Source organism: Pseudomonas sp. 2FE (genome assembly GCF_005503735.1).
In the GTDB taxonomy this organism is placed as follows: domain Bacteria; phylum Pseudomonadota; class Gammaproteobacteria; order Pseudomonadales; family Pseudomonadaceae; genus Aquipseudomonas.
On the sequence record NZ_SCMO01000015.1, the window covers coordinates 67,582 to 94,384 of the forward strand.

Below are 26,803 nucleotides of genomic sequence, written 5' to 3' on the forward strand. Positions count from 1 at the left end.
GAAAACAGACGGAGCTGAGTGTTACTAGCAGCCTGCGCCCTCCCCAACCCTATCTCTAAAAGGGCAGGGGACTGAAAGCAAAAAGCCCCGCAATTGCGGGGCTTTTCTATCACGACAGGCTTAGAACTGCGCGGCATCCAACAGATACAGCGACTCGCTACCGGCCTTGACCGAGGCGGTCAACGAGTGAATACGCGGCAGCAAGCGGGCGAAGTAGAAACGTGCAGTACCGAGCTTGCTGGCGTAGAACTCGTCCTGAGTTTCCTTGCCCAGCGCCGCCTTGGCCATCAGTGCCCACATATAGGCGTAAGCGGTGTAGCCGAACACGTGCAGGTACTCGACCGAGGCCGCGCCGATCTCGTTCGGATTGCCTTTGGCGCTGTGCAGCAGCCAAGCGGTCAAATCGTCGAGGTTCGCCACGGCGGCTTGCAGCGGCTCGACGAACTCGGCCAGTTCAGCGCCGGCGCTAGCGGCGAAAGCCCTGATCTCGTCCGCGAAGTGCTTGTAGAACGCGCCACCGCTGCCGACGATCTTGCGACCGACCAGATCGAGCGCCTGAATACCGTTGGTGCCTTCGTAGATCTGGGTGATGCGCACGTCGCGCACCAGTTGCTCCTGGCCCCACTCGCGGATAAAGCCGTGACCGCCGAATACTTGCTGGCCGTGCACGGTGGTTTCCAGGCCGAGGTCGGTGAGGAAGGCCTTGGCAATCGGCGTCAGCAGCGCCACCAGTTCTTCCGCACGCTTGCGGGTCGTCGGGTCTTCGCTGAACTTGGCGGTGTCCAGCTGCATGGCGACGTAAGTGGAGAAGGCACGGCCGCCTTCGTTGCAGGCCTTCATGGTCAGCAGCATGCGGCGCACGTCCGGATGCACGATGATCGGGTCGGCGACCTTGTCTTTCGCCACCGGGCCGGTCGGCGCGCGACTTTGCAGGCGATCGCGGGCGTATTCGATGGCGTTCTGGTAGGAACGCTCACCCGCCGCCAAACCTTGGATACCGACGCCCAGACGCTCGTAGTTCATCATGGTGAACATCGCCGCCAGGCCCTTGTTCGGCCCATCGATGATGTAACCGGTGGCGCCGTCGAAGTTCATCACGCAGGTCGCGGAGCCCTGGATGCCCATCTTGTGTTCGATCGAGCCGCAGGTAACGGTATTGCGCTCGCCCAGGCTGCCATCGGCATTGACCATGAATTTCGGCACCAGGAACAGCGAGATGCCTTTCGAGCCAGCCGGTGCATCCGGCAGCTTGGCCAGCACCAGGTGGATGATGTTCTCGGTCAGGTCGTGCTCGCCACCGGTGATGAAGATCTTGGTGCCGCTGACCTTGTAGGAACCGTCCGCCTGCGGCTCGGCCTTGGTGCGGATGATGCCCAGATCGGTGCCGGAATGCGGCTCGGTCAGACACATGGAGCCGGCCCAGACCCCGGCATACATGTTCGGCAGATAGGCTTGCTTGAGCTCTTCGCTGGCGTGCGCGTTGATCGACAGGCAGGCGCCGGCGGTCAGCATCGGGTACAGGCCAAACGACAGGTTGGCCGAGTTGAGCATTTCTTCCACTTGCGCGCCGAGGGCTTTCGGCATGCCCATGCCACCGTAGTTCGGGTCACCGCCCACCCCGACCCAGCCACCTTCGCCGTAGATTGTGTAAGCCGCGGGGAAACCGGTCGGGGTGCTGACTGCGGTGTTGTTCCAGCGGCAACCTTCTTCGTCGCCGCTGCGATTCAGCGGGGCGATGGTTTTCGCGGTGACCTTGCCGGCCTCTTCGAGGATCGCCTCGGCGGTATCGGCATCGACGATTTCCGCCAGGGCCGGCAATTCGGCCCAGAGCTTGGCGACCTCGAATACTTCATTGAGGACGAAGCGCATATCGCGCAGGGGTGCTTTGTAGTCAGCCATGTGGCGATCCTCGAACGATCCAACGGAGCGGCCTGATGGCCGTTATGACGCAGGCTTAAGAGTTTACCCGAACAACTTTTCAGACACATAGGGTCGCGTTGTGACCAAAAAGTCACTTACGGCTCGCAGTGCCGCGCTGGCAAAAAGGCCCGCTCTTTAGCGGGCCTCTTACGCCTGGCGACCGTCGGTCAGAGGGCGAACTGCTCGGCCGGCAACTGCATCAGGCAATCACTACCCGCCTCTACCGCAGCCTGATGCGCGGCAGTCCGCGGCAGCAGGCGTTTGAAGTAGAACTCGCAGGTCGCCAGCTTGGCTTGGTAATACGCCGCTTCGCCGCCGCCAGCGCTGAGCCGGCCCTGGGCGACCACGGCCATCCGCAGCCAGAAATAGCCGAGGATGATGTAGCCGGAGTACATCAGGTAATCCAGGGCGGCGGCGCCGACTTCGTCCGGGTTTTTCATTGCCGCCATCCCGACCCTCTGGGTCAGCTCGCCCCACTCCTGGTTGAGCTTGGCCAACTGGGCGAAATAGGCCTGCAACTGCGGGTGTTCGGCATTCGCCGCGCAGAACTGATGCACCCGCTTGGTAAAGCCGCGCAGCAGCTTGCCTTGGCTACCGAGCACCTTGCGGCCGAGCAAGTCGAGGGCCTGGATGCCATTGGTGCCCTCGTAGATCGGCGCGATACGGCAGTCGCGCACCAGCTGCTCCATGCCCCATTCGCGGATAAACCCATGGCCACCGAACACCTGCATGCCAAGGTTGGTCACCTCCAGGCCGGTCTCGGTCATAAAGGCCTTGCAGATCGGCGTGAGGAAGGCCAGCAGGTCCTCGGCCTCCTGGCGTTGTTCGGCGTTGTCACCGCCGTGGGCGATATCCAGCAACTGCGCGGTGAAGTAGGCCAGCGCCCGGTTGCCTTCGTTGAAGGCCTTCATGGTCAGCAGCATGCGCCGGACATCGGGATGCACGATGATCGGGTCGGCCGCTTTGTCCGGCGCCTTCGGCCCGGTCAGCGCGCGCATCTGCAGGCGTTCGTTGGCGTACTTGATCGCGCCCTGGAAGCTCGCCTCACCCAGGCAAAGCCCCTGCATACCGGTGCCCAGGCGCGCGTGGTTCATCATGGTGAACATGCAGTTGAGGCCTTTATTGGCCTCGCCGATCAGGAAGCCCTTGGCGTTATCGAAGTTGATCACGCAGGTGGCCGAGGCCTTGATGCCCATCTTGTGCTCGATCGAGCCGCAGGACACGGCATTGCGTACGCCCGCCTCGCCCTGGGCATCGGGCAAGAACTTCGGCACGATAAACAGCGAAATACCCTTGGTGCCGGCCGGCGCGTCGGGCAACTTGGCCAGCACCAGATGGACGATGTTCGCGCTCATGTCGTGCTCGCCGGCAGAGATGAAGATCTTGCTGCCGGAGATGGCATAGCTGCCGTCCGCCTGGGGCACGGCACGGGTCTTGATGATGCCCAGATCGGTACCGCAATGCGCTTCGGTCAGGCACATGGTGCCGGTCCAGCGGCCGGCGGTCATGCGCGTCAGGTAGGCCTGTTTCTGCTCCTCCGTGCCGTGGGCATGGATCGCCGCCATCGCGCCCTGCGTCAGCCCCGGGTACATGCCCCAGGAGGTGTTGCTGGCGCCGACCATTTCGCTGATCAGCAGACCCAGCGAATGCGGCAAGCCTTGGCCGCCGTAGTTCGGGTCGGCAGCCAGGCTCATCCAGCCGCCTTCGGCATACTGGGCGAAGGCCTCTTTGAAGCCTTTCGGGGTGGTCACCACGCCGTGGTTGAATTGGCATTCTTCCTCATCGCCGGAGCGATTCAGCGGCGCCAGCACCTGCTCGCAGAACTTGGCGCCCTCTTCGAGGATGGCGCTGACCATATCCGGGGTCGCGTCGCTCGCACCCAGCGCGGCGTAACTAGCGTGAAAATCGAAGACTTCGTCGAGCAGAAAGCGCATGTCGCGCAGGGGAGCCTTGTAGTCGGGCATGGCAGTTCTCCGTCAGCAGGTACGCAGGAGGCGTAATCGAGTCGATCACGCTACTGCCGACCGCTAGCCGAGAACAATCACCGTGCAGGCGCTGAATGCGCCGCCATAAGCGCCCGGCGGCTCAGTCGCTGGTGGTCGCGACACGCACCGCCCCACGGCAGTTCTGCCCGTGCACCCTCACGCAGTTACGGCCAGCGCCCTTGGCCGTATAGAGCGCCTGGTCGGCGGCCTTGATCACCTCTTCCGGGCTGCACCGAGCGCTCTCTTTCTCCGCCACCCCGATACTCACAGTCACCGAGACACGGCTCACCGCGACGCCAGCGCGCCTTTGCCGGCCGCGCCGATCATCCTGCGGCCGGCGGCCTTGGTCGCGCAGCTGCACGCTGTAGGCTTCAATCGCCTGGCGCACCGTCTCCAGGTGTGGCCGGCACTCCTCCAGGCTCTTGCCCGAGAAGACCAGGGTGAACTCCTCGCCACCGAAACGGAACGCCGTGCCGCCCCCGCCAACCTTGCGCAGTTGGCTGGCGACCACGCGCAGCACCTGGTCGCCGACATCGTGGCCGTGGGTGTCGTTGAATTGCTTGAAATGATCGATGTCCGCCATGGCGATCACGTAGTTGCGCCCCAGCCGTGGCAGGCGCTCGTTCAGCGCGCGACGCCCAGGCAGGCCGGTCAGCTCATCGCGAAAGGCCATCTGATAGGCCTCGTGGGCCACCGCCGCGACCAGGATCAGCATCACCTGGCTGCTCATCAGGTTCAGCCCATGCGCCAGGAGGAAGGTTTTCGGCAGCATCCAGCACAGCCCGAGCAACCCCACCAGTTGCGCCGCATGCAGCGGCCGCGGCTGGCGCAGGTACTGCACCAGCAGCACCGCGAAGGCGAACAGGAAGAGCGGATAGGCCGGCTGAATCATGCTCATCCAGTCGGCCTGCAGGGCCGGCCAGCGGATTTGCGCCAGCCACGCCAGCACACCATCGGGATAACGCCGCGCCAGCGCCAGCGCGACACCGCCGACCGCCAACAGCACGGCCGCGCGGGCAACCAGGCCGCGCAGCAGGTGAGTCCGCTCCAGCCACGCCGCATACAGGCCATAGAGCAAGGGCAGCAGCAGGCTGCAGAGCTGGAAGACCAGCGCCGCGTCAGACCGGGCCCGGCCCTGTGCCCGGTAGTAATCGGTCTGGGTATCGAGCAAGCAGTACGCGAGGTACACCACCAGCAGCAGGAACAACTCCCGCTGGCGCGCATAGATCAGGCAGAAAGCCCCGCCCAGGGTCAGCAACAGGGTCGGCAACACGTTGAACAACGAAGTGAAAAACTCGTTCAGCGTATTCAGGCTGGCCGCCGCTATGCCCGCGCACAGCAGCAGCGACGACGGCAAAAAATGACTGAGACGCAGCGCTTTGAACCGAGACACGACGAAATTCCAGAGGCTGACGGACTGGACAGATCGTAGCTGGCATTTTGCCTGCTTGCGCCGGATTCGGCACGGGATCAGGTCGCACATTCATCAATAACGCGACCGCACAGGTTGCGACTCCGCGAGGTAGGGCGTACTCGCGAAGCAGTACGCCTGGGGTCTCGAACGGCGGGCTGTTCGCCTCACTCCTGAGTCCACTCTCCGCCCTCCCCGTGTCAGCACCGCGCAAAAAAAACCGCTCACCGGTGAAGGTGAGCGGTTTTTTCCAACGCGCAGGTCAGGCTAGAACTTAGTAACCCAGGTCGAAGTGCTCTTCGTCCATGGCCATCAGGTTGTTGGCGCCGGACAGCATCGCCTCTACGTGCGCACGGGTACGCGGCAGAATGCGCTGGAAGTAGAAGCGCGCGGTCTGCAGCTTAGCCTTGTAGAAGGCCTCTTCCGCAGTGCCCGCGGCCAGTTTCTCGGCCGCCAGACGGGCCATGTCCGCCCAGAAGTAGGCCAGGCAGGTGTAACCGGAATACATCAGGTAATCCACCGAAGCGGCACCGACTTCTTCGCGGTCTTTCATCGCCGCCATACCGACCTTCATGGTCAGCTCGCCCCACTCCTTGTTCAGCTTGGCCAAGGGTGCCACGAACTCGGCGACCGCCGCGTTGGCTTCGTTGTTCTGGCAGAACTTGTGGACGATCTTGGTGAAGCCTTTCAGCGCTTCGCCTTGAGTCTGCAGCACCTTGCGACCGAGCAGGTCGAGGGCCTGGATGCCGGTAGTGCCCTCGTACAGCATGGAGATACGGCTGTCGCGCACGTTCTGCTCCATGCCCCACTCGGCGATGAAGCCGTGGCCGCCATAGATCTGTACGCCGTGGTTGGCGGCTTCGAAGCCGACTTCGGTCATGAACGCCTTGGCGATCGGCGTCAGGAACGCCAGCAGGGCGTCGGCTTGCTTCTTCTGCTCTTCGTCCTGGCTGTACTTGACGATGTCGACCTGCTTGGCGGTGAAGTACACCATCGCCCGGTTGCCTTCGGCGAAGGCCTTCATGGTCAGCAGCATACGGCGCACGTCCGGATGCACGATGATCGGGTCAGCCGCTTTGTCCGGCGCTTTCGGGCCAGTCAGCGAACGCATCTGCAGACGCTCGCGAGCGTATTTCAGGCCGCCCTGGAAGCCGATCTCGGCGTGGGCCAGACCCTGCAGTGCGGTACCCAGACGCGCGGTATTCATAAAGGTGAACATGCAGTTCAGGCCTTTGTTCGCCGGGCCGATCAGGTAGCCGGTGGCGCCGTCGAAGTTCATCACGCAGGTGGCGTTACCGTGGATGCCCATCTTGTGCTCGATCGAACCACAGGACACGGCGTTGTGCGCACCGGCGCTGCCATCGGCGTTCGGCAGGAACTTCGGCACGATGAACAGCGAGATGCCTTTGGTGCCTTGCGGCGCATCGGGCAGGCGAGCCAGGACGATGTGCACGATGTTATCGGCCATGTCGTGCTCACCGGCGGAGATGAAGATCTTGGTGCCGGAGACCTTGTAGGAACCGTCGGCCTGAGGCTCGGCCTTGGTGCGCAGCATGCCCAGGTCGGTGCCGCAATGCGGCTCGGTCAGGCACATGGTGCCGGTCCACTCGCCGGAAACCAGCTTGGTCAGGTAGGTGTGCTGCTGATCCGCGGTGCCGTGCTCGGCGATAGTGTTCATCGCACCGTGGGACAGGCCCGGGTACATGCCCCAGGACCAGTTGGACTCGCCGACCATTTCGCTCAGCACCAGGCCGAGGGATTCCGGCAGGCCTTGGCCGCCGTGAGCGACGTCGTGCGCCAGGCTCGGCCAGCCGCCTTCGACGTACTGTTGGTAGGCTTCCTTGAAGCCAGTCGGGGTCTTAACGCCGGACTCGCTCCAGGTGCAACCTTCGATGTCACCCACACGGTTCAGCGGGGCCAGTACCTGCTCACAAAACTTGGCGCCTTCCTCGAGAATGGCGTTGACCATGTCCGGGGTAGCGTCTTGGCAAGCCGGCAGGCTCTGATAATGCGCTTCGTAGCCGAGCAGCTCGTCACGTACGAAACGGATATCACGCAAGGGGGCCTTGTAATCAGGCATAGCGGTAAACCTCTACGATGGGTTCCGAGATTGGGTGACCGGATTTTCGGTCGCTTACGGGATCGCTCCCGATTGCCCGCCGCTAGGATGCGGCCCAGCAATCAAACAGGCGTTTGAAACATACGTTTACGCCCAACCCTTGTCAAGCTCCGGTCGCCGGTCGCCGGTCGCGCAAGCAACTCACCCAGCGGGCACGGCCTCTCAGCAGCAACCGCTATAGATTCAGTTTAGGTGTCCGCGACCCGGCGTGCTGGCCAGGCACGCGGCAGCGACGCCTGGCAGGCGCGAACAGGGTCGGGGAAAACCTCAGATCAGCCGAAGCGGGCCGGCAGTGCGGACGGCGGGGAATGATTCACTGGAGGTAATTGCAGCCGGTAACGCGCAGAAAAAGTACCCACAAAAGACTATAGCCAAGGGTTTATAGCGCCAACCCCAATAACGCCAGATTCAGGTGCTCGGCCACCGCCGCCGGCGTGGCGCTGGCCAGACGTGGCACCCGCCCCAGGCACGGCGCCGGCAGGCGCTCGCTGAGTGTCGCGAGATTCTCTTCCAGGCGCGAGGTGGCCGGATCGACGATATTCGCCACCCAACCGGCCAGGCGCAGGCCGTCCCGCAGTATGGCTTCCACGGTCAACAGCGCATGATTGATACAGCCCAGGCGGACACCGACCACCAGAATCACCGGCAACTCGAGGGCAATCGGCAGATCCGACAGCGATGCCTGCCCGGCCAAGGGCACTCGCCAGCCACCCGCGCCTTCCACCAAGGTGAAATCCGCACCTTTGGCGAGAATATGCTGCACCGGTCCGCGCAACGCCTCGACGCTCAACGTCACCCCTGCCTCGCGCGCCGCCAGATGCGGGGCGATAGCGGGAGCGAAGGCCCAAGGATTGACCTCGGCGTAACTCAACGGCAGCGAACATTCGCCGAGCAGCGCCAGCGCATCCTCGTTGCGCAGGCCCTCGCTGCTGGCGCTACAGCCGGACGCCACCGGCTTGGCCGCCGCCGTACTCAGCCCGGCCAGCCGCGCCGCGTGCAACAAACCGGCGGCGATGGTGGTCTTGCCGACTTCGGTATCGGTGCCGGCAATGAAAAAAGCCGCTGTCATCTCAGTGCTTCTTCTGCAAGACGGCATAGACCACTTGGTAGGTGGCCGGCAGGCCCCGGGGCTGACGAAAACCTTCATAGGCGTCGACCAGCGCGAGAATCCGTGCACGCCCCGTCAGGCCACCGGGGCGACCGGGGTTCAGGTTGTGCGCGCCCAAGGCTTTCAGCTCATGGGTCAGGCTGCGCACATCCGGGTAATGCAGAACTTCCGGCCGGGTCTCCAGGCTCAGCACGCGCAGACCGCTGGCGGCACACAAGCGCTGGTAATCGGCGAACTGGCGGAAGCGATTGACGTGGACCAGGCCATCCACCGCCTGCCAGCTAGCGCGCAATTCCTGCAGCGTGCCGACGCATAGGCTGCTGAAGGCAAACAGGCCGCCCGGCTGTAACACCCGCTCGGCTTCGGCTAATACCGCGGCGAAATCCGCGCACCATTGCACCGCCAGGCTGGAGAACAGCAGGTCGCGGCTCTGCGCCTGGAGCGGCAAGCGCTCGGCATCGCCGACGATGAACTGCTGGGCGCCCCCCAAGGGCCGCGCATGCCGGAGCATCCCCTCGGCGATATCCAACGCCGCGCCATGCGCATACGGAAACCGCTGCGCCAACGCCCGGCTGAAATGCCCGGTCCCGCAGCCCAGATCCAGCCAGGCGTGCGCCGGCAGTTCAAGCGGCAGACGCGCCAACAGCTGCGCGCCGACCGCGCGCTGCAACTCCGCCACACTGTCGTAGCTCTCCGCTGCGCGGGAGAAGGAGGCCGCGACCTGGCGTTTGTCCGGTAGCCCGCCAAGCACGGAGGAATGGGCGAGATCAGTCATCGCCCGACTCGTGCAGAAACGCCTGGATGGCCGCCGCCACTTCATGCGGGCGTTCGACGACAAACGCGTGGCTGGCCTGCTCGATCAAGCCGATTTCGATATCCGGTAGCAACGCCAGTAACGCGCCGGCCGCCTCGGCCGGTACCAGCGCATCGGCGCCGGCAAACAGGTGCAGCTGCGGGCCACGGAAGGCTTGCAAGGCGGCACGGGTATCCAGTGCGGCGAGCACGTCCAAGCCCTGCAGCAGGGCCGCGGCAGCCGTGTGCGGAGCCCCACCGGCGAGTAGCCGCGCCAGGCTGCGAGCCTCTGCCGCGCCCTGGGCGCTGAGCAGGCTGAAGCGTTTCAGCGTGGTGTCCGCATCGACCGCACAGCCCTCGCGGAAGGCGCCGAAGTTGGCCTTGGACATGGCGCTCGGCCAATCGCCGCGGGCGACGAAACAGGCGTTGCTCGCCAGGGTCAGCAGGCCACAGCAGCGCTCGGCGCGGCGCGCGGCCAATTCGGCGGCGAGCATGCCGCCGAATGACCAGCCGCCGAGCCAAACGTCCTCCGGCAGGTTGGCATCCAGCTCATCCAGCCAGTCGGCCGGATCACTGGAATTTGGCGTCGGCAGCGGTTCGATCTGCACCCGCAAGCGCTCATCCAAGCCTTGCAGGGCCGCCGCCAAGGGCTCCAGCGGTGCGCTACCCAGGCCCCAGCCGGGTAAGAGAATCAGACGATTACGCATTGGCAGCCTCCGCAGGCTCTAAGCGCGGCCAGCATTCGGCCAGTGCCTCTAACAATAGCTGCAGCTGCGCCTCGCTATGGGCGGCGGAAAGGGTTACCCGCAGGCGCGCGCTGCCGGCCGGCACCGTTGGCGGGCGGATTGCGGTGACCAGCAAACCCCGCTCGCGGAGCATCTGCGACAGGCGCAGCGCACGGCCGCTGTCGCCGATCAGGATCGGCTGGATCGGCGTGAAGCTGTCCATCAGTTGCAGGCCGATGCTCTGCGCGCCGGCGCGAAAGCGCTGGATCAGCGTGGCCAGATGCACCCGCCGCCAACTTTCGCTGCGCAGCAGCTCGAGGCTTTTCAGCGTGGCACAGGCCAGCGCCGGCGGCTGGCTGGTGGTGTAGATGTAGGGCCGAGCGAACTGGATCAGGGTTTCGATCAACTCCTCGCTACCGGTGACGAACGCGCCCGCAGTGCCGAAGGCCTTGCCGAGGGTGCCGACCAGCACCTGCACATCCTCCAGCCCGAGGCCGAAGTGCTCGACGATGCCGCCGCCGTTGGCGCCCAGCGGGCCAAAGCCGTGGGCATCATCGACCAGCAACCAGGCGCCTCGAGCTTTTGCCGCGGCAGCCAGCGCCGGCAGATCGGCCAGATCGCCGTCCATGCTAAACACGCCGTCGGTCACCACCAGGGTGTTGCCGCTGGCTTTCTCCAACCGGCTGGCGAGGCTCGCCGCATCGTTGTGCAGATAGCGCGAGAAACGCGCGCCGCTGAGCAGACCGGCATCCAATAACGAGGCGTGATTGAGGCGGTCTTCCAGCACCGTATCGCCCTGCCCGACCAGCGCCGTAACGGCGCCGAGGTTGGCCATATAGCCGGTGGAAAACAGCAGTGCCTTGGGCCGCCCGCTGAACTCGGCCAAGGCTTCCTCCAGCTCGTGGTGCGGCCTGCTGTGGCCGATCACCAGGTGCGAAGCGCCGCCACCGACGCCCCAGCGCTCGGCACCGGCCCGCCAGGCGGCGATCACCTCGGGGTGATTGGCCAAGCCCAGGTAATCGTTGCTGCAGAACGCCAGCATGGGCCGGCCATCGACAATAACTTCCGGGCCTTGCGGGCTTTCCAGCAGTGGCCGCTGGCGATACAGATTATCTGCCTGGCGGGCGGCGAGGCGGGCGGCAAGATCGAAGCTCATGGCAGCTCGGATGCGGTATTGAGAAAAGGTGGATAACCGCGCTGCGGTTTATCCACCCTACGAAAAGGTCGAGGCCAGCGTAGGGTGGATAGCGCTTTATCTATCCACCAAACCAGACTCAGGCCGACGCGGCGTCGTAGAACAGCTCGCTGCTCTTCTGCTCGACCAGGGCCTGTTCGATCGCGGCCTGGTGCACCTCGTCGGAATGCTCTTCGCGCGCTTCCGGTTTGATCCCCAGACGGCTGAACAGCAGCATGTCCTTGTCCGCCTGCGGGTTGGCGGTGGTCAGCAGTTTCTCGCCGTAGAAAATCGAGTTGGCGCCGGCGAAGAAGGCCAGGGCCTGCATCTGCTCGTTCATCGCCTCACGGCCGGCGGACAGGCGCACGTGCGACAGAGGCATGAGGATGCGGGCCACGGCGAGCATGCGAATGAAGTCGAACGGATCGACCTCCTCGGCATTCTCCAGCGGCGTGCCCTGGACCTTCACCAGCATGTTGATCGGCACCGACTCCGGATGCTCCGGCAGGTTAGCCAGCTGAATCAGCAGGCCGGCGCGGTCGTCCAGCGACTCGCCCATGCCGAGGATGCCGCCGGAACAGATCTTCATCCCCGCATCGCGCACGTAGGCCAGGGTTTGCAGGCGCTCGCCGTAGGTGCGGGTGGTGATGATGCTGCCGTAGAACTCCGGCGAGGTGTCCAGGTTGTGGTTGTAGTAGTCGAGGCCGGCGCTGGCCAGGGCCGCGGTCTGCTCCTGATCCAGGCGACCGAGGGTCATGCAGGTCTCCAGGCCCAGGGCCTTCACGCCTTTGACCATCTGCAGCACGTAGGGCATGTCTTTCGCCGAGGGATGCTTCCAGGCGGCGCCCATGCAGAAGCGCGTCGAGCCGATGGCCTTGGCCTCGGCGGCAGCTTGCAGGACCTTCTGCACTTCCAGCAGTTTTTCTTTTTCCAGCCCGGTGTTGTAGTGGCCGGACTGCGGGCAGTACTTGCAGTCTTCCGGGCAGGCGCCGGTTTTGATCGACAGCAAGGTGGAGACTTGCACGCGATTGGCATCGAAATGCGCGCGGTGCACGGTCTGTGCTTGGAATAACAGGTCGTTGAACGGCTGCTCGAAGAGCGCCTTAACCTCGGCGAGGGACCAGTCGTGACGCAGGTTAGGGGTAGTGGTGGCGCTCATTCGGTGTTCCTTATTTAATAGCTTGCACCTGCTAAGAGCCTGTTCAATGTCTGCTGCGCTTGGCCATGCGGCGTTGAAAACCGGCTCGGACTGCTCATTTACAGCTCGTAAACTCCGCATCCTCGCCTGTTGTCGCCTTGCCTGACCTGCGCTCGCGACGACCTTGAACAGGCTCTAAAGTCCACAGGCGCGACACGGATGCTCGGCATAGTTAAGGAAGCGATATGCGCTGTCAACCAGGTAGCAACAAACCGGTTTACATCTGGTTAAAAAACAAACAATCCTGCCTACTGTGTGACGAGCCCGCGGACGCCTCAGTGCCGCTGTGCAGCAGTTGCGAGACGGAACTGCCCTGGCTCGGCGGGCACTGCCTGGTCTGCGCGCTGCCGTTGCCGACCTCCGGCCTGGTTTGCGGCGCGTGCCTGAAGCGCCCGCCGACCTTTAGCCGCGTCGAAGTGCCCTGGCGCTATGCGTTCCCGGTCGACACCCTGATCACGCGCTTCAAACATCAGGCCAAGTGGCCATTGGGACGCCTGCTGGCCGAGCTGTTGTCACAGCATCTGCTCGACTCGTTCGATCACGGCCTACCTCGGCCGGACGCCCTGCTGCCGGTGCCGCTGGCCAATCGGCGCTTGCGCCAGCGCGGCTTCAATCAGGCGGCGCTGCTGGCCCGCTGGCTCAGCCAGAGCCTGCAACTGCCCCTGGCGGAAGGCTGGCTGCTGCGCCCGCACGATACCCCGGCCCAGCAGCAGCTCGACGCCGCCGCGCGCAAACGCAATCTGCGCCACGCCTTTGCCCTGGCCGATCACGCCACGATCGAAGGTCGCCATCTGGCGCTGGTCGACGATGTGCTGACTACCGGCGCCACCGCCGAAAGCCTCGCCCGCCTGTTGAAAAAAGCCGGGGCCGCGCGAGTCGACGTGTATTGCCTGGCGCGCACGCCAAAACCCGGCGATGGGTAGAGCGGATTTCACCCCAAAACGGCTTTACCCAATTTAGTGCTCCGGTTTTCTAGCCGTGACTGCACCCACAATCGGCGCCCACTTGGCTTGTGGGCGTACACTGATACGCCCCGCCGTTTGGATTGCCCCATGACCCACCCTTTCGCCGCGCTCACTCCCGACCTCGTGCTCGATGCCGTCGAGAGCATTGGCTTTATCAGCGACGCCCGCGTGCTGGCGCTGAACAGCTACGAGAACCGCGTGTATCAGGTGGGTATCGAGGACGGCGAACCGCTGATCGCCAAGTTCTACCGGCCGGCGCGCTGGAGCGATGCGGCGATCCTCGAAGAGCACAGCTTCACCTTCGAACTGGCCGAGTGCGACGTGCCGGTGGTGGCGCCGCTCAAGCACAATGACCAGACACTGTTCGAGCACGCCGGTTTTCGCTTCACCCTGTTCCCCCGCCGCGGCGGCCGCGCGCCGGAGCCGGGCAATCTCGATCAACTCTACCGCCTCGGTCAGCTACTCGGCCGCCTGCATGCGGTCGGCGCGACCAAGCCATTCGAACACCGCGAAGAACTGGCGGTGCAGAACTTTGGCCATGACTCGCTGACCACACTACTGGAAGGCAACTTCGTCCCGCGCAGCCTGTTGCCGGCCTATGAGTCGGTCGCCCGCGACCTGCTCAAGCGCGTCGAAGAGTTATATGCCGCGACGCCCTATCAGACGATCCGCATGCACGGCGACTGCCACCCCGGCAACATGATGTGCCGCGACGAGGTCTTCCATATCGTCGACCTCGACGACTGTCGCATGGGGCCGGCGGTACAGGATCTGTGGATGATGCTCGCCGGTGAGCGCCAGGAACGCCTGAGCCAACTCTCCGAGCTGATGGATGGCTACCAGGAATTCCACGATTTCAATCCCCGCGAGCTGCCGCTGATCGAAGGCCTGCGCGCCCTCCGGCTGATGCACTACAGCGCCTGGCTGGCGCGGCGCTGGGACGACCCGGCCTTCCCCCACAGCTTCCCCTGGTTCGGCAGCGAGCGCTATTGGGGCGAGCAGGTGCTGGTGCTGCGCGAACAGTTGTCGGCCCTCGACGAAGAGCCGCTGCGACTGTTCTGAACGGTAGTCGAAACCTTTGTGGCCACATACGTTTGTGTAGGAGCGGATTTATCCGCGAACAAGGGCGACTCGGTGCTATCCCATCGCGAATAAATTCGCTCCTACAAGCCTCTGCCGCCTGGCGGATTGGATACATCAGGTCGAGCGGGGGGTGCCATAGAGGCCAACGCCGGATGGCCTATCCACCGTTAACCCTCCATGCTCCCAGCACCCCTTGAAGAACCATAAAAAGAACTGCTCGCCGCACAGCCAACCTCCGCCGTAAAGCAAATCTTACGCTTGGCGTGTTTTAGCCAACGTAGAAAACCCTGAACTGACAGACAGGCCGGCCACGCGGCCCTTAGAATGGCCAACGAACTCGTTAGCTGCCTAAGCAAGGATTCAGCATGCACGCCGCCAACCCGCGCCGCGGGTACATCCTCGGCCTCAGCGCCTATAGCATCTGGGGCCTATTCCCGCTCTATTTCAAAGCCATCGACCAGGTGCCGGCGCTCGAGATCATCGTCCATCGCGTGCTCTGGTCGGCGCTCTGCGGAGCTTTGCTGTTGCTGGTCTGGAAGCATCCAGGCTGGCTCGCCGAGTTGCGCAACCACCCGCGGCGCTTCGCCGTGCTGGCCGCCAGTGGCACGCTGATCGCCGTGAACTGGTTGACCTATGTCTGGGCGGTGAATAACGGCCGCATGCTGGAAGCCAGCCTCGGCTACTACATCAACCCATTGATCAACGTACTGCTGGGCCTGGTGCTGCTGCGCGAGCGCCTGCGCCCGCTGCAGTGGCTGGCCGTCGCCCTCGCCGTGATCGGGGTGGCGCAGCAGGTCTGGCAGGTCGGCAGCCTGCCCTGGGTCTCGCTGGTGCTGGCCTTTTCTTTCGGGTTCTACGGGCTGATTCGCAAACAGGCGCCGGTCGCGGCACTGCCGGGCTTGGTCGTGGAGACCTGGATGCTGGTACCGCTGGCCCTCGGCTGGCTGCTGCTGAACCCCACCGCGGCGAGCAGTCAGGCGAACTTCTGGACCACCTCGCAGGCGCTCTGGCTCGCCGCGGCGGGGCCGATCACCCTGGTGCCGCTGGTTTGCTTCAATGCCGCCGCCCGCCACCTGCCCTACACCACCCTGGGTTTTCTGCAGTACCTGGCACCGACCTTGGTGCTGCTGCAGGCGCTGTTCCTGTTCGACGAGCACCTGGCGCCCAGCACGCTGGCGGCCTTCGGTTTTATCTGGGCAGGGTTGCTGCTGTACAGCATCGATACCTGGTTCAATCTGCGCCGCGCAGCGTAGGGCATACTCGCGAAGCAGTACGCCAGACACACGGAGGACTGTTCGCTGCGCTCCGAAGTCCGCCCTACGCGGTTCAACGGGCTTCGAGGCGCGGCCCGGCCAACCTACGCCTCGCTGCGCAGGTTGAGTTCCACCATCATTTCATCGGCCAGGGCTTCCAGGCGGGTCTGCAGCAGCTCCAGCGACAGCGTCAGCGGCACCGCCAGCACCGCCTTGGCATGGAACAACGGCTCGCTGCTCATCGGCGCCGGCATCACCTCGGTGGTCAGACTCTCCACGTTGATCCCGTGCTCGGTCAGCAACCGCGTGATATCGCGGACGATGCCCGGCCGGTCGTTGCCCACCAGATCGAGCAGGATCGGCTTCCAGGTGCAGGACGGCTCGATGCCGCTTTCCGCCAACAACACGCGAATGCCCTGGCTGTTCAACCCTTGCAGGGCGTCGACCAGCTCATCGTAGGCCTCCGCCGGCACCCCGACCCGGAGGATGCCGGCGAACTGCCCGGCCATCCGCGACATGCGACTTTCCAGCCAGTTGCCACCGTGCTCGGCGATGCACTCGGCAATGTGTTCCACCAGGCCAGGCTTGTCCTGGGCGATGATAGTTAGTACCAGATGATTCACACGCGACTCCTTTTCTAAAGCCAGGCGAACCCGATTCAGCTACGCACCAGGCTCAGCCAATAGGTATAAAAAACCTCATCTCTTACATAGCCTAGGCGCTCATACAGCGCCTGCCCGGCCAAATTAGTCTTCGCCGTTTCCAGTTGCAGGCCACAAGCGCCGCTCGCCTGTGCATGCGCGCGCGCCGCATTCATCAGCGCCTCGCCAACGCCCTGACGGCGGGCCTGCGCCGACACATACAGATCGCTCAGCAACCACGCGGGCTCGAGCGCCAAGGAGGAGAAAAACGGGTAAAGCTGGACGAAACCCAGCGCCGCACCGGCAACATCCCGGGCGAGCAGCAGCGTTGAATCGCCTCGCTCCATACGTGCCGCAAGAAAGCTGCGGATGACCGCTAGCGGCTTGGGTACTTGGTAGAACTCGAGGTAGCCGGCAAACAGCCGCACCAGGTCGTCGAGGTCTTCGGGGGCGGCAGCATGGATAGGCATTCGCTAGGCTCCAACGGGGGTTGCCCGAGTATAGGCAGAACTTATTGAGCGCTGTTCATGGCCGCCGCGACTGCCTGTCGCAGGTGCACTAACGAACTAATCGTGTACTGTTTGAAGATTTATCTGGAACAATCTGTAGCATTTTTGAGAACATCCGCGCCCCCGCTGTGACTGCAAGGCACGCTCCGGTCGCAGAGCGACGCGTGCCCACTGATTTTCACAACATCTTGATGTAGTATGCCGCGCCTCGGACTACAAGACGGTCAACGTCGGGTCCGTTGTGGGCTATTGAGTAGAGCTGAAGAGCTGAGCAGAGTGAGGCAAGTGATGACTGAGCGCGTTCAAGTCGGTGGCCTGCAGGTCGCCAAAGTCCTGTTCGACTTCGTAAATAACGAAGCCATCCCCGGTACCGGGATTTCTGCCGAGCAGTTCTGGGCCGGTGCCGAAAGCGTCATTAATGACCTGGCGCCGAAGAACCAAGCCCTGCTCGCCAAGCGCGACGACTTCCAGGCCAAGATCGATGCCTGGCACCAGTCGCGTGCTGGCCAGGCGCATGACGCCGTGGCTTACAAAGCCTTCCTGCAAGAGATTGGTTACCTGCTGCCAGAAGTCGCAGATTTCCAAGCCACCACCCAGAACGTCGATGAAGAAATCGCCCGCATGGCCGGCCCGCAGCTGGTCGTCCCGGTGATGAACGCGCGCTTCGCCCTGAACGCCTCCAACGCCCGCTGGGGCTCGCTGTACGATGCCCTGTACGGCACCGATGTGATCAGCGAAGAAGGCGGCGCCGAGAAAGGCAAGGGTTACAACAAGGTTCGCGGCGACCAGGTGATCGCCTTCGCCCGTGCCTTCCTGGATGACTCCGCGGCGCTGGAAAACGGCTCCCACGTCGACGCCACGGCCTATGTAGTGAAGAGCGGCACGCTGGCCGTCAGCCTGAAAGACGGCAGCAGCAGCGGCCTGAAAAACGCCGCCCAGTTCATCGGCTTCCAAGGCGACGCCGCGGCACCGACAGCCGTGCTGCTGAAAAACAACGGCCTGCACTTCGAAATCCAGATCGACGCCAGCAGCCCGATCGGCCAGACCGATGCAGCCGGTGTCAAAGACCTGCTGATGGAAGCGGCGCTGACCACCATCATGGACTGCGAAGACTCGGTCGCCGCAGTCGATGCCGACGACAAAGTGGTGGTCTACCGCAACTGGCTAGGCCTGATGAAAGGCGACTTGGCCGAGGAAGTGGCGAAAGGCGGCAGCTCCTTCACCCGCACCATGAACCCGGACCGCGTCTACAGCGCGGCCAACGGCGGCGAGCTGAGCCTGCACGGCCGCTCCCTGCTGTTCGTGCGCAACGTCGGCCACCTGATGACCATCGACGCCATCGTCGACGGCAAAGGCCACGAAGTGCCGGAAGGCATCATGGACGGCCTGGTCACCGCGCTGATCGCCGTGCACAACCTGAACGGCAGCAGCAGCCGCAAGAACAGCCGTACCGGCTCGATGTACATCGTCAAGCCGAAGATGCATGGTCCGGAAGAAGCCGCGTTCACCAACGAGCTGTTCGGCCGCATCGAAGACGTCCTGAACCTGCCGCGCAACACCCTGAAAGTCGGCATCATGGACGAGGAGCGGCGCACCACCGTCAACCTCAAGGCCTGCATCAAGGCCGCCAGCGAGCGCGTGGTGTTTATCAACACCGGTTTCCTCGACCGTACCGGCGACGAGCTGCACACCTCCATGGAAGCCGGCGCCATGGTGCGTAAAGCCGCCATGAAGTCCGAGAAGTGGATCGCCGCCTACGAAAACTGGAACGTCGATATCGGCCTGGCTACCGGCCTGCAAGGTCGCGCGCAGATCGGCAAAGGTATGTGGGCCATGCCCGACCTGATGGCCGCCATGCTCGAGCAGAAAATCGCCCACCCGTTGGCCGGCGCCAACACCGCCTGGGTGCCGTCGCCGACCGCGGCTGCACTGCACGCCCTGCACTACCACAAGGTCGACGTGTTCGCCCGTCAGGCCGAGCTGGCCAAGCGTGAACGCGCGTCGCTGGACGACATCCTCAGCATCCCGCTGGCGACCAATACCAACTGGTCGGCCGAGGAAATCCAGAACGAACTGGACAACAACTCCCAGGGCATCCTCGGTTACGTGGTGCGCTGGATCGACCAGGGCGTCGGCTGCTCCAAGGTGCCGGACATCAACGACGTCGGCCTGATGGAAGACCGCGCCACCCTGCGCATCTCCAGCCAGCTGCTGAGCAACTGGCTGCGCCACGGCATCGTCAGCGCAGAGCAGGTGCTGGCCAGCCTCAAGCGCATGGCGCCGGTGGTCGACCGGCAGAACGCCAACGACCCGCTGTACCGCCCGCTGGCACCGAACTTCGACGACAACATCGCCTTCCAGGCGGCCGTCGAACTGGTGATCGAAGGCACTAAGCAACCGAACGGTTACACCGAGCCGGTGCTGCACCGCCGCCGCCGCGAATTCAAGGCCAAGAACGGCCTGTAATTCGCACTGCGACTCAAGAACCGCCCTTCGGGGCGGTTTTTTATGGGTGCTGGCAAAACCTCGGCCCGATCTAGGTCGCCCGCTAATGACCTGGACTTCGACTCGAGCGCTTGGCCGCATTCGGCTTGAAAGCATGCTTGAAGGTTTGAAAACAGCGAAGTTCAGGAACCCCCGGATCCGGCCAAAGGCTGCCAGTCGGAAGTGCCGACGACACTAGGGGCGATTCAGCTACAGTTCCTGCAGCATCCCCAGCGCTCATCCGCCCAAGGAGGGCCCCAATGCGACTGATCTGTGCAGCACTACCCCTACTGGCGCTGGCCGGTTGTTCATCCTTTCACGCCGCCCCCGAGCAAGTGACCCAGGTCCCCGATGACCGCCTGCTGGCCTATCAGCAGCCTATCGAAGGCGGTGGTCAGATCGTGGTGAACCGCGACCTCGGCATGCTCGGCGGTGGTTGCTACGTGGCCTTCCTGATCGACCGCCAGGTGGCCGCGCGTATCGGCATCGGTGAGGCGGCCAACTTCCACGTGCCAGCGGGCGCCCGCATCGTCGGCATCGGCATCGATGAACAGGACGACACACTCTGCGGCAAGGGCCGCCTGCGCCGCGAACTGGCCGTTCAGCTGAAGGAAGGCGAGAGCCAGCATTTCCGAATCGTCAGTGAGAACAAGGGTGGGTTTGCGATTCGGCCGGAGGCACGTTGAGCCTCATCCGCGTGTGATTGCAGGAGGACGGCACCAGCATGCAATCCCTCCAGGCTGGTAATACAAAAAGTTGGCGTCGCAGTTGCGCTCGAAAGCTTTTCCAAATCATCCGACTCATTACATTGTTGGGCGCTGCATCCCCGGCTAGACTGGCGAGCATGAAACGCTACCTGCGGTTTTGCCTCATCGCCCTGATTAGCCTGGCGCTGCCCCTGAGCGGGATGGCGGGCCTCGCAGCAGCGACCGAACCTTGCCCGATGAAATCTGCGGGTATGGCTAAGATGGCGCCTGAAACCAGTACGGATGCGGGCCAGGACTGTTGCCAGGGTATGGGCAGTTCCTCCGATCACGGCAAACCCTGCAAGCCCGGCCAGGAATGCAAGACCGGCAGCCTGCTGCAAGTGTCGATCGTGAAGCATCCTGTCAGGCTCGCCAGCCCCATCGTGCTGTCCCTCTCCAGCGACTTCCTGCCTGCCCAGGCCCCGTCCGGGGTATGGCGACCTCCCCGCGTTTGATTCCTGTTCGACACTGATGTCCTTCGCGCCTCGGCGGGAGGGCTGGCCTGCGCGCGCGTCCGCGTTGCGCGCAGCGAATGATCACAGGAATCCAGAACATGAACTCCAAACGCTATTGCACCGGGTGGCCCGTCGCGGCTGCCCTGGCGGTAACCGTGCTGGCATTGCCGAGCCTGGCCGCCCCCCTGACACTCGATGAAGCCTTGCGCTTGAGCGAAGACCATGCCCCTTCGCTGACCGCCCAGGCGGCCAAACTGCAAGCCGCCAGCAGCGCCGCCATCCCGGCCGGCGAACTACCCGACCCGAAGTTACTGCTGGGCGTGCAGAACTATCCCGTTGGCGGTCCCGATCGCTGGAGTATCGACCAGGACTTCATGACCATGCAGATGGTCGGAGTCATGCAGGAGGTGCCCAACCGCGACAAGCGCCGGGCGCGCATCGAGGTGGCCGAGGCGGCCGTCGACCGAGCCACAGCCGAAAGCCGGGTCGAGCGTCTGAACGTCCGTCAGGCCACCGCTCTAGCCTGGATCAGCAGCTACTCGGTGGAGCGTAAACAGGCATTGTTCGAGGATTTCTTCCGCGAGAATCGTCTGCTGGCCGATAGCGTGCGCGCGCAGATCGCCGGCGGCCGTGCGCAGGCCGCCGATGCCGTGACGCCGAAACAGGAGGCGGCCCTACTGGATGAGCAACAGGACGAATTGATCAGGCTGCGCACGCAGGCCCGCGCCGCACTCAGGCGCTGGATCGGCCCGGCCGCCGATGAGCCGCTGGCCGGCAGCTTGCCGCAGTGGCCCATCGATGCCTCAGGGTATGCCCATAAGCTGCAACATCACCCCGCACTGCTGGCCTTCGCGCCGATGACCCGCGAGGCGCAGGCCAAGGTGCGCGAGGCCGTGGCGGAAAAGACCTCCGACTGGAGCTGGGAACTCGACTACCAGCGCCGCGGCCGTGAGTTCGGCGACATGATGAGCGTGCAATTCAGCTTCGATCTACCGCTATTCCCCGGTTCCCGGCAAAACCCCAAGATCGCCGCCAAGCATGCCGAGCTAAACCAGCTGGAGGCCGAGCGCGAAGTTCTCGCCCGCGAGCATGCCCAGCAACTGGAAGATGACCTGGCCGAATACCAGCGCCTGAACCGCGCCGTGCGCCGCAGCCAGGACAGCCTACTGCCCCTGGCCCGGGAAAAGGTGGAGCTGAGCATGGCCAGCTACCGCGCCGACAACGGCGACCTGGCGGCCGTCATCGCCGCCCGTCGCGAATTGATCGAGGCACGCCTCAAACAGATCGACTTCGAAGAGCAGCGGGCCCTGACCAGCGCCCGCCTGTATTTCACTTACGGGGAGGTCAGCCAATGACTGCTCGAATCTGGACGGGAGCTTTGTTGGCAGGCCTGTCGGTAGCCCTGGGGGTTGCCGGCGGTTACTGGTTCGCTCAGCAGCGCCTGAACGGAATGCCCAACTCGGCCGCCGAACAAGGTGCCACCACACAAGACCAGCGCCCGGTGCTCTATTGGTACGACCCCATGTACCCGCAGCAGAAGTTCGACAAGCCGGGCAAATCGCCCTTCATGGACATGCAACTGGTGCCTCAATACGCCGATGCAGCGGCGGACAGCGCAGTTGTCAGCATCGACCCCAGCCTGACCCAGAACCTCGGCCTGCGCCTGGCGACTGTCACTCGCGGAGCCCTCGCCAGCAACCTGGAGGTGGTCGGCGTATTGGCGTTCAACGAACGGGATATCGCAGTGGTCCAGGCGCGTACCGCTGGCTTTGTCGAGCGCGTCTATGCCCGCGCGCCAGGCGATGTGCTCAAGGCCAATGCAGCGCTGGCCGACCTGTTGGTGCCGGAATGGGCCGCTGCCCAGGAGGAGTTCCTCGCACTCAAGCGCAATGGCGACGCCGGCTTGCTGGCGGCGGCACGCCAACGCCTGCGCCTCACGGGTATGCCGGCGGCGCTGATTACCCAGGTGGAACGCAGCGGCAAGATCCAGCCGCTGCTGACCCTCAGCAGCCCGATTGGCGGTGTGTTGCAGGAGCTGAATGTGCGTGCGGGCATGACCGTCGCGGCCGGCGACACCCTGGCCCGCGTCAACGGCTTGAGTAGCGTCTGGCTCGCGGTGGCCGTTCCCGAGGCCGAGGCTGGGACCATTGCCGTTGGCCAGGCGGTCGAGGCACGCCTGCCGGCCTTCCCAGGGGCAGTGCTCGGCGGCACGGTCAGCGCCATTCTGCCCGAGGCGAATCTGGATAGCCGCACGGTACGCGTGCGGGTCGAACTGCCCAACCCCGACGGCCGCCTCAGGCCGGGATTGACGGCGCAGGTGCGCCTGAGCCGCTCGGCTGAGCAAAGCCTGCTGTGGATACCCAGCGAGGCGGTCATCCGCACCGGCCGCCGTGCCCTGGTGATGCTCGCCGAAGACGCTGGGCGCTACCGCCCGGTCGAGGTGCAGCTAGGCCGGGAAACCGCAGGCAAGACGGTGGTGCTGCAAGGGCTCGAGGAAGGCCAGCAGGTGGTCGCCTCCGGGCAATTCCTGCTCGACTCCGAGGCCAGCCTCAAGGGCATAGTCGCGAATACCCTAGACATACCGATGCCTGAGGCAACGCCCGCCTTGCATGAGGCCGAAGGGCAAATCGTCGAGATCAATGACCAGGGCGTGACCCTCGCCCATGGCCCGTTCAAGACCCTGGGCATGCCCGGCATGACCATGACCTTCCCACTGGCCGACCCCGCCCTGATGCTGGGGCTCAAGGTGGGTGACAAGGTCCGTGTGGCGGTGCGTCAAACCGACGCTGGGCTGTTGGTCGAGCACCTGGAAAAACTCGGGGGCCAGCCATGATCGCCGCCCTGATTCGCTGGTCGGTGGCCAACCGCTTCCTGGTGCTGCTGGCCACGCTGTTCGTAACGGTCTGGGGCGTCTGGTCGGTGCAGAGCACCCCCATCGATGCGCTGCCGGACCTCTCCGACGTGCAGGTGATCATCCGCACCCCCTACCCCGGCCAGGCGCCGCAGATCGTAGAGAACCAGGTCACCTATCCGCTGGCCACCACCATGCTCTCGGTGCCGGGGGCGAAGACGGTGCGCGGCTACTCCTTCTTCGGCGACAGCTTCGTCTACGTCATCTTCGAGGATGGCACCGACCTGTACTGGGCCCGCTCGCGGGTGCTGGAGTACCTGAGCCAGATCCAGAGTCGCCTGCCGCCCAGCGCCAAGCCCGCCCTCGGGCCGGACGCCACCGGGGTGGGCTGGATCTACCAGTACGCCCTGGTGGATCGCGGCGGCGGACACGACTTGGCGCAGCTGCGCGCGCTGCAGGACTGGTTCCTCAAGTTCGAGTTGAAGACCCTGGCGAACGTCGCGGAAGTGGCGACCGTCGGCGGCATGGTCAAGCAGTACCAGGTGCTGCTCGATCCGCTCAGGCTGGCGAGCCTGGGCATCACCCAGGCCGAGGTGATCGAGGCCATAGGCCGGGCCAATCAGGAAACCGGTGGTGCCGTGCTGGAGATGGCCGAGGCCGAGTTCATGGTGCGCGCTTCCGGCTACCTGAAGACGTTGAATGACTTCCGCGCGATTCCCCTCAAGCTCGGTGCCGGCGGCGTGCCGGTGACCCTCGGCGACGTGGCGACTATCCAGCGGGGACCGGAGATGCGCCGCGGGATCACCGAGCTCGACGGCGAAGGCGAGACGGTCGGCGGCGTGGTGATTCTGCGCAGCGGTAAGAACGCCCGCGAAACCATTGCCGCGGTCAAGGCCAAGCTCGACGAACTGAAGAGCAGCCTGCCGGCCGGGGTGGAAATCGTCACCACCTACGACCGCAGCAAGCTGATCGACCGCGCCGTGGAAAACCTCAGCCACAAGCTGCTCGAGGAGTTCATCGTCGTCGCCCTGGTCTGCGCGGTATTCCTCTGGCATTTGCGTTCGTCCCTGGTGGCGATCATCTCGCTGCCGGTTGGCATACTCATCGCGTTCATCGTCATGCGCTATCAAGGGATCAACGCCAACATCATGTCCCTCGGCGGAATCGCCATCGCCATCGGCGCCATGGTCGATGCGGCGGTGGTGATGATCGAGAACGCCCACAAGAAGGTCGAGGCCTGGCACGCGGTCCACCCTGGGGAAGAGTTGGAGGGCGAGCACCACTGGCATGTGATGACCGAAGCCGCGGCTGAGGTTGGTCCGGCGCTGTTCTTCTGCCTGCTGATCATCACCCTGTCGTTCATTCCGGTGTTCACCCTGGAAGCCCAGGAGGGCCGGCTGTTCGGGCCGCTGGCCTTCACCAAGACCTATGCCATGGCGGCGGCGGCCGGGCTGTCGGTGACCCTGGTGCCGGTGCTGATGGGCTACTGGATTCGCGGACGGATTCCCAATGAAGAACAGAACCCGCTGAACCGTTGGTTGATCAGGCTCTACCAACCGGCCCTCGATGCGGTGCTGCGTCGCCCCAAGGTCACCCTGCTGGTGGCAATGTTGGTCTTTCTCAGTGCGCTGTGGCCAATCTCCCAGCTGGGTGGCGAATTCCTGCCGCCTCTGGATGAGGGCGACCTGCTCTACATGCCCTCCGCCCTGCCGGGTTTGTCGGCGCAGAAGGCCGCGCAGCTGTTGCAGCAGAGCGACCGGCTGATCAAGACGGTACCGGAAGTCGAGCATGTGTTCGGCAAGGCCGGACGTGCCGAAACCGCTACAGACCCGGCGCCGCTGGAGATGTTCGAGACCACCATTCAGTTCAAACCGCGCGAGCAATGGCGCCCCGGCCTGACCCAGGAGCAGCTGGTGGAGGAGCTGGATCGGGTGGTGCGGGTGCCAGGGTTGACCAATATCTGGATACCACCGATCCGCAACCGCATCGACATGCTCGCCACCGGGATCAAGAGCCCGATCGGGGTGAAGGTCGCCGGTACCAACCTGACGGAGATCGACCAAGTCACCCAGGCAGTCGAGCGCGCGGCCAAGACCGTTCCGGGCGTGAGTTCGGCCCTGGCCGAGCGCCTGACTGGCGGGCGCTATATCGATGTGGACATCGACCGACAGGCTGCCGCGCGTTACGGACTGAATATCGCCGATGTGCAGTCGATCGTGGCCAGTGCCATCGGTGGCGAGAACGTCGGAGAAACCATCGAAGGGCTGGCGCGCTTCCCGATCAACGTGCGCTATCCGCGGGAGTGGCGCGACTCGCTCGGTGGCCTGGAGCAACTGCCGATCTACACCCCGCAGGGCGGCCAGATCACCCTGGGCACTGTGGCGAAGATCAAGGTCAGCGATGGGCCGCCGATGTTGAAGAGCGAGAACGCTCGGCCTTCCGGCTGGGTGTATATCGACGTGCGTGGCCGGGATATCGCCTCGGTGGTCGCCGACCTGCGTCGGGTCGTCGGCGAGCAGGTCAAGCTGCAGCCAGGGATGAGCCTGAGCTACTCGGGGCAGTTCGAGTTTCTCGAACGGGCCAACGCCCGCCTCAAGCTGGTGGTGCCGGCCACCCTGCTGATCATCTTCGTGCTGCTCTACCTGACCTTCGCCCGCTTCGACGAGGCGCTGTTGATCATGGCCACCCTGCCCTTCGCCCTCACTGGCGGGGCCTGGTTCCTCTACTGGCTGGACTTCAACCTGTCGGTGGCCACCGGCGTCGGTTTCATCGCCCTGGCCGGGGTGGCGGCCGAGTTCGGCGTGATCATGCTGCTCTACCTGAAGAACGCCTGGGCCGAACGTGAAGACACCGGTGACAACAGTGAGCGTGGGCTGGTCGCCGCGATTCGTGAAGGCGCCGTGCAGCGCGTGCGGCCCAAGGCGATGACGGTGGCGGTGATCATCGCCGGCCTGCTGCCGATCCTCTTGGACACCGGTACCGGCAGCGAGGTGATGAGCCGCATCGCCGCGCCCATGGTCGGTGGCATGGTCACCGCGCCCTTGCTTTCCCTGTTCGTCATTCCGGCGGCCTACCGCTTGATGCGCCGTCGGCACCTCCCCGTTGTATCCACCAACCGTCAAGGAAAAGCCGTTTAAAGAGAGCCCTGAGTAGTCGTTATCGAGCGCAAGCGCACCCGCGGAGTCGAAACTAAAGCGGCAAACATGGAGTGTTCGGGTCGATTTATTCGTACTCCACGGGGGCATGTTCCGCCTTCGCTGACAGCTACGCAGATCATGAACAGGTTCTGAGGTCAGGAGCACGGCAAAACCCGCCTTTTAGACTTAGGTCCAATGGGCGCCGAGGCCCATGCGGCCGAACATGCGCCTTATCGATCAATCCGGA

20 protein-coding genes are annotated in these 26,803 nt (G+C 64.2%); 9 read left to right on the forward strand and 11 right to left on the reverse strand.

All coding sequences use genetic code 11. The features are described 5' to 3' along the window. Positions 1 to 120 precede the first annotated feature (120 nt). The 9 genes from FFS12_RS18405 to bioB form a co-directional block, all read right to left on the reverse strand. Positions 121 to 1,899, reverse strand: coding sequence for an acyl-CoA dehydrogenase C-terminal domain-containing protein (locus tag FFS12_RS18405; protein WP_137888988.1), 1,779 nt, complete (start codon positions 1,897 to 1,899; stop codon positions 121 to 123). Positions 1,900 to 2,087: 188 nt separating this feature from the next. After that, complete coding sequence (locus FFS12_RS18410) at positions 2,088 to 3,884, reverse strand: acyl-CoA dehydrogenase C-terminal domain-containing protein (RefSeq protein WP_137888990.1); 1,797 nt, start codon at positions 3,882 to 3,884, stop codon at positions 2,088 to 2,090. Between the two features lie 121 nt (positions 3,885 to 4,005). Beyond that, positions 4,006 to 5,298: a diguanylate cyclase gene (locus FFS12_RS18415; RefSeq protein WP_137888992.1), complete on the reverse strand. Its 1,293-nt coding sequence runs from the start codon at positions 5,296 to 5,298 to the stop codon at positions 4,006 to 4,008. 292 nt (positions 5,299 to 5,590) lie between these two features. Further along, positions 5,591 to 7,396: a phenylacyl-CoA dehydrogenase gene (locus FFS12_RS18420; protein WP_137888993.1), complete on the reverse strand. Its 1,806-nt coding sequence runs from the start codon at positions 7,394 to 7,396 to the stop codon at positions 5,591 to 5,593. A 418-nt stretch (positions 7,397 to 7,814) separates the two neighbouring features. Continuing rightward, a complete protein-coding gene (gene bioD, locus FFS12_RS18425; protein WP_137819991.1) occupies positions 7,815 to 8,504 on the reverse strand; it encodes a dethiobiotin synthase in 690 nt (229 codons plus the stop codon). A gap of 1 nt (position 8,505) precedes the next feature. After that, the gene (bioC, locus tag FFS12_RS18430) at positions 8,506 to 9,318 is read right to left on the reverse strand and encodes a malonyl-ACP O-methyltransferase BioC (protein ID WP_137888995.1); all 813 of its coding nucleotides are present in this window, start codon (positions 9,316 to 9,318) and stop codon (positions 8,506 to 8,508) included. Then, the gene (locus tag FFS12_RS18435; RefSeq protein ID WP_137888997.1) at positions 9,311 to 10,042 is read right to left on the reverse strand and encodes an alpha/beta fold hydrolase; all 732 of its coding nucleotides are present in this window, start codon (positions 10,040 to 10,042) and stop codon (positions 9,311 to 9,313) included. The genes bioC and FFS12_RS18435 overlap by 8 nt, the downstream gene beginning before the upstream one ends. After that, positions 10,035 to 11,216: an 8-amino-7-oxononanoate synthase gene (bioF, locus tag FFS12_RS18440; protein WP_137888999.1), complete on the reverse strand. Its 1,182-nt coding sequence runs from the start codon at positions 11,214 to 11,216 to the stop codon at positions 10,035 to 10,037. Before bioF ends, FFS12_RS18435 begins: the two co-directional genes overlap by 8 nt. Before the next feature lie 118 nt (positions 11,217 to 11,334). Continuing rightward, entirely contained in the window at positions 11,335 to 12,393 is a 1,059-nt protein-coding gene (bioB, locus tag FFS12_RS18445) for a biotin synthase BioB (protein ID WP_137889001.1), read from the reverse strand. Between the two features lie 224 nt (positions 12,394 to 12,617). On the opposite strand from bioB, the gene FFS12_RS18450 reads away from it, so the two are divergent. The 3 genes from FFS12_RS18450 (at position 12,618) to rarD (ending at position 15,733) form a co-directional block, all read left to right on the forward strand. Further along, positions 12,618 to 13,355 carry a ComF family protein gene (locus tag FFS12_RS18450; RefSeq protein ID WP_137889004.1) on the forward strand — a complete coding sequence of 246 codons (738 nt, stop codon included), beginning with the start codon at positions 12,618 to 12,620 and terminating at the stop codon, positions 13,353 to 13,355. Positions 13,356 to 13,484: 129 nt separating this feature from the next. Next, positions 13,485 to 14,459, forward strand: coding sequence for a serine/threonine protein kinase (locus FFS12_RS18455; RefSeq protein WP_137819985.1), 975 nt, complete (start codon positions 13,485 to 13,487; stop codon positions 14,457 to 14,459). 386 nt (positions 14,460 to 14,845) lie between these two features. Further along, the gene (gene rarD / locus FFS12_RS18460) at positions 14,846 to 15,733 is read left to right on the forward strand and encodes an EamA family transporter RarD (RefSeq protein ID WP_137889006.1); all 888 of its coding nucleotides are present in this window, start codon (positions 14,846 to 14,848) and stop codon (positions 15,731 to 15,733) included. Positions 15,734 to 15,837: 104 nt separating this feature from the next. Here the strand turns inward: rarD and FFS12_RS18465 are convergent, their stop codons facing one another. Beyond that, a complete protein-coding gene (locus FFS12_RS18465; protein WP_137819983.1) occupies positions 15,838 to 16,356 on the reverse strand; it encodes a glycine cleavage system protein R in 519 nt (172 codons plus the stop codon). Positions 16,357 to 16,391: 35 nt separating this feature from the next. Beyond that, positions 16,392 to 16,844 carry a GNAT family N-acetyltransferase gene (locus FFS12_RS18470; protein ID WP_137889008.1) on the reverse strand — a complete coding sequence of 151 codons (453 nt, stop codon included), beginning with the start codon at positions 16,842 to 16,844 and terminating at the stop codon, positions 16,392 to 16,394. Positions 16,845 to 17,171: 327 nt separating this feature from the next. On the opposite strand from FFS12_RS18470, the gene FFS12_RS18475 reads away from it, so the two are divergent. From FFS12_RS18475 to FFS12_RS18500, 6 genes are all read left to right on the forward strand, one after another. Then, complete coding sequence (locus FFS12_RS18475) at positions 17,172 to 19,349, forward strand: malate synthase G (RefSeq protein ID WP_137889010.1); 2,178 nt, start codon at positions 17,172 to 17,174, stop codon at positions 19,347 to 19,349. Between the two features lie 278 nt (positions 19,350 to 19,627). Next, entirely contained in the window at positions 19,628 to 20,053 is a 426-nt protein-coding gene (locus FFS12_RS18480; protein ID WP_137889012.1) for a 3-isopropylmalate dehydratase, read from the forward strand. A gap of 158 nt (positions 20,054 to 20,211) precedes the next feature. Continuing rightward, positions 20,212 to 20,568: a hypothetical protein gene (locus FFS12_RS18485; protein WP_137889013.1), complete on the forward strand. Its 357-nt coding sequence runs from the start codon at positions 20,212 to 20,214 to the stop codon at positions 20,566 to 20,568. Between the two features lie 98 nt (positions 20,569 to 20,666). Then, positions 20,667 to 21,923: a TolC family protein gene (locus tag FFS12_RS18490; protein ID WP_137889015.1), complete on the forward strand. Its 1,257-nt coding sequence runs from the start codon at positions 20,667 to 20,669 to the stop codon at positions 21,921 to 21,923. Further along, complete coding sequence (locus FFS12_RS18495) at positions 21,920 to 23,401, forward strand: efflux RND transporter periplasmic adaptor subunit (protein WP_137889017.1); 1,482 nt, start codon at positions 21,920 to 21,922, stop codon at positions 23,399 to 23,401. The genes FFS12_RS18490 and FFS12_RS18495 overlap by 4 nt, the downstream gene beginning before the upstream one ends. Beyond that, a complete protein-coding gene (locus FFS12_RS18500; protein ID WP_137889018.1) occupies positions 23,398 to 26,556 on the forward strand; it encodes an efflux RND transporter permease subunit in 3,159 nt (1,052 codons plus the stop codon). Before FFS12_RS18495 ends, FFS12_RS18500 begins: the two co-directional genes overlap by 4 nt. Positions 26,557 to 26,803: the final 247 nt, after the last annotated feature.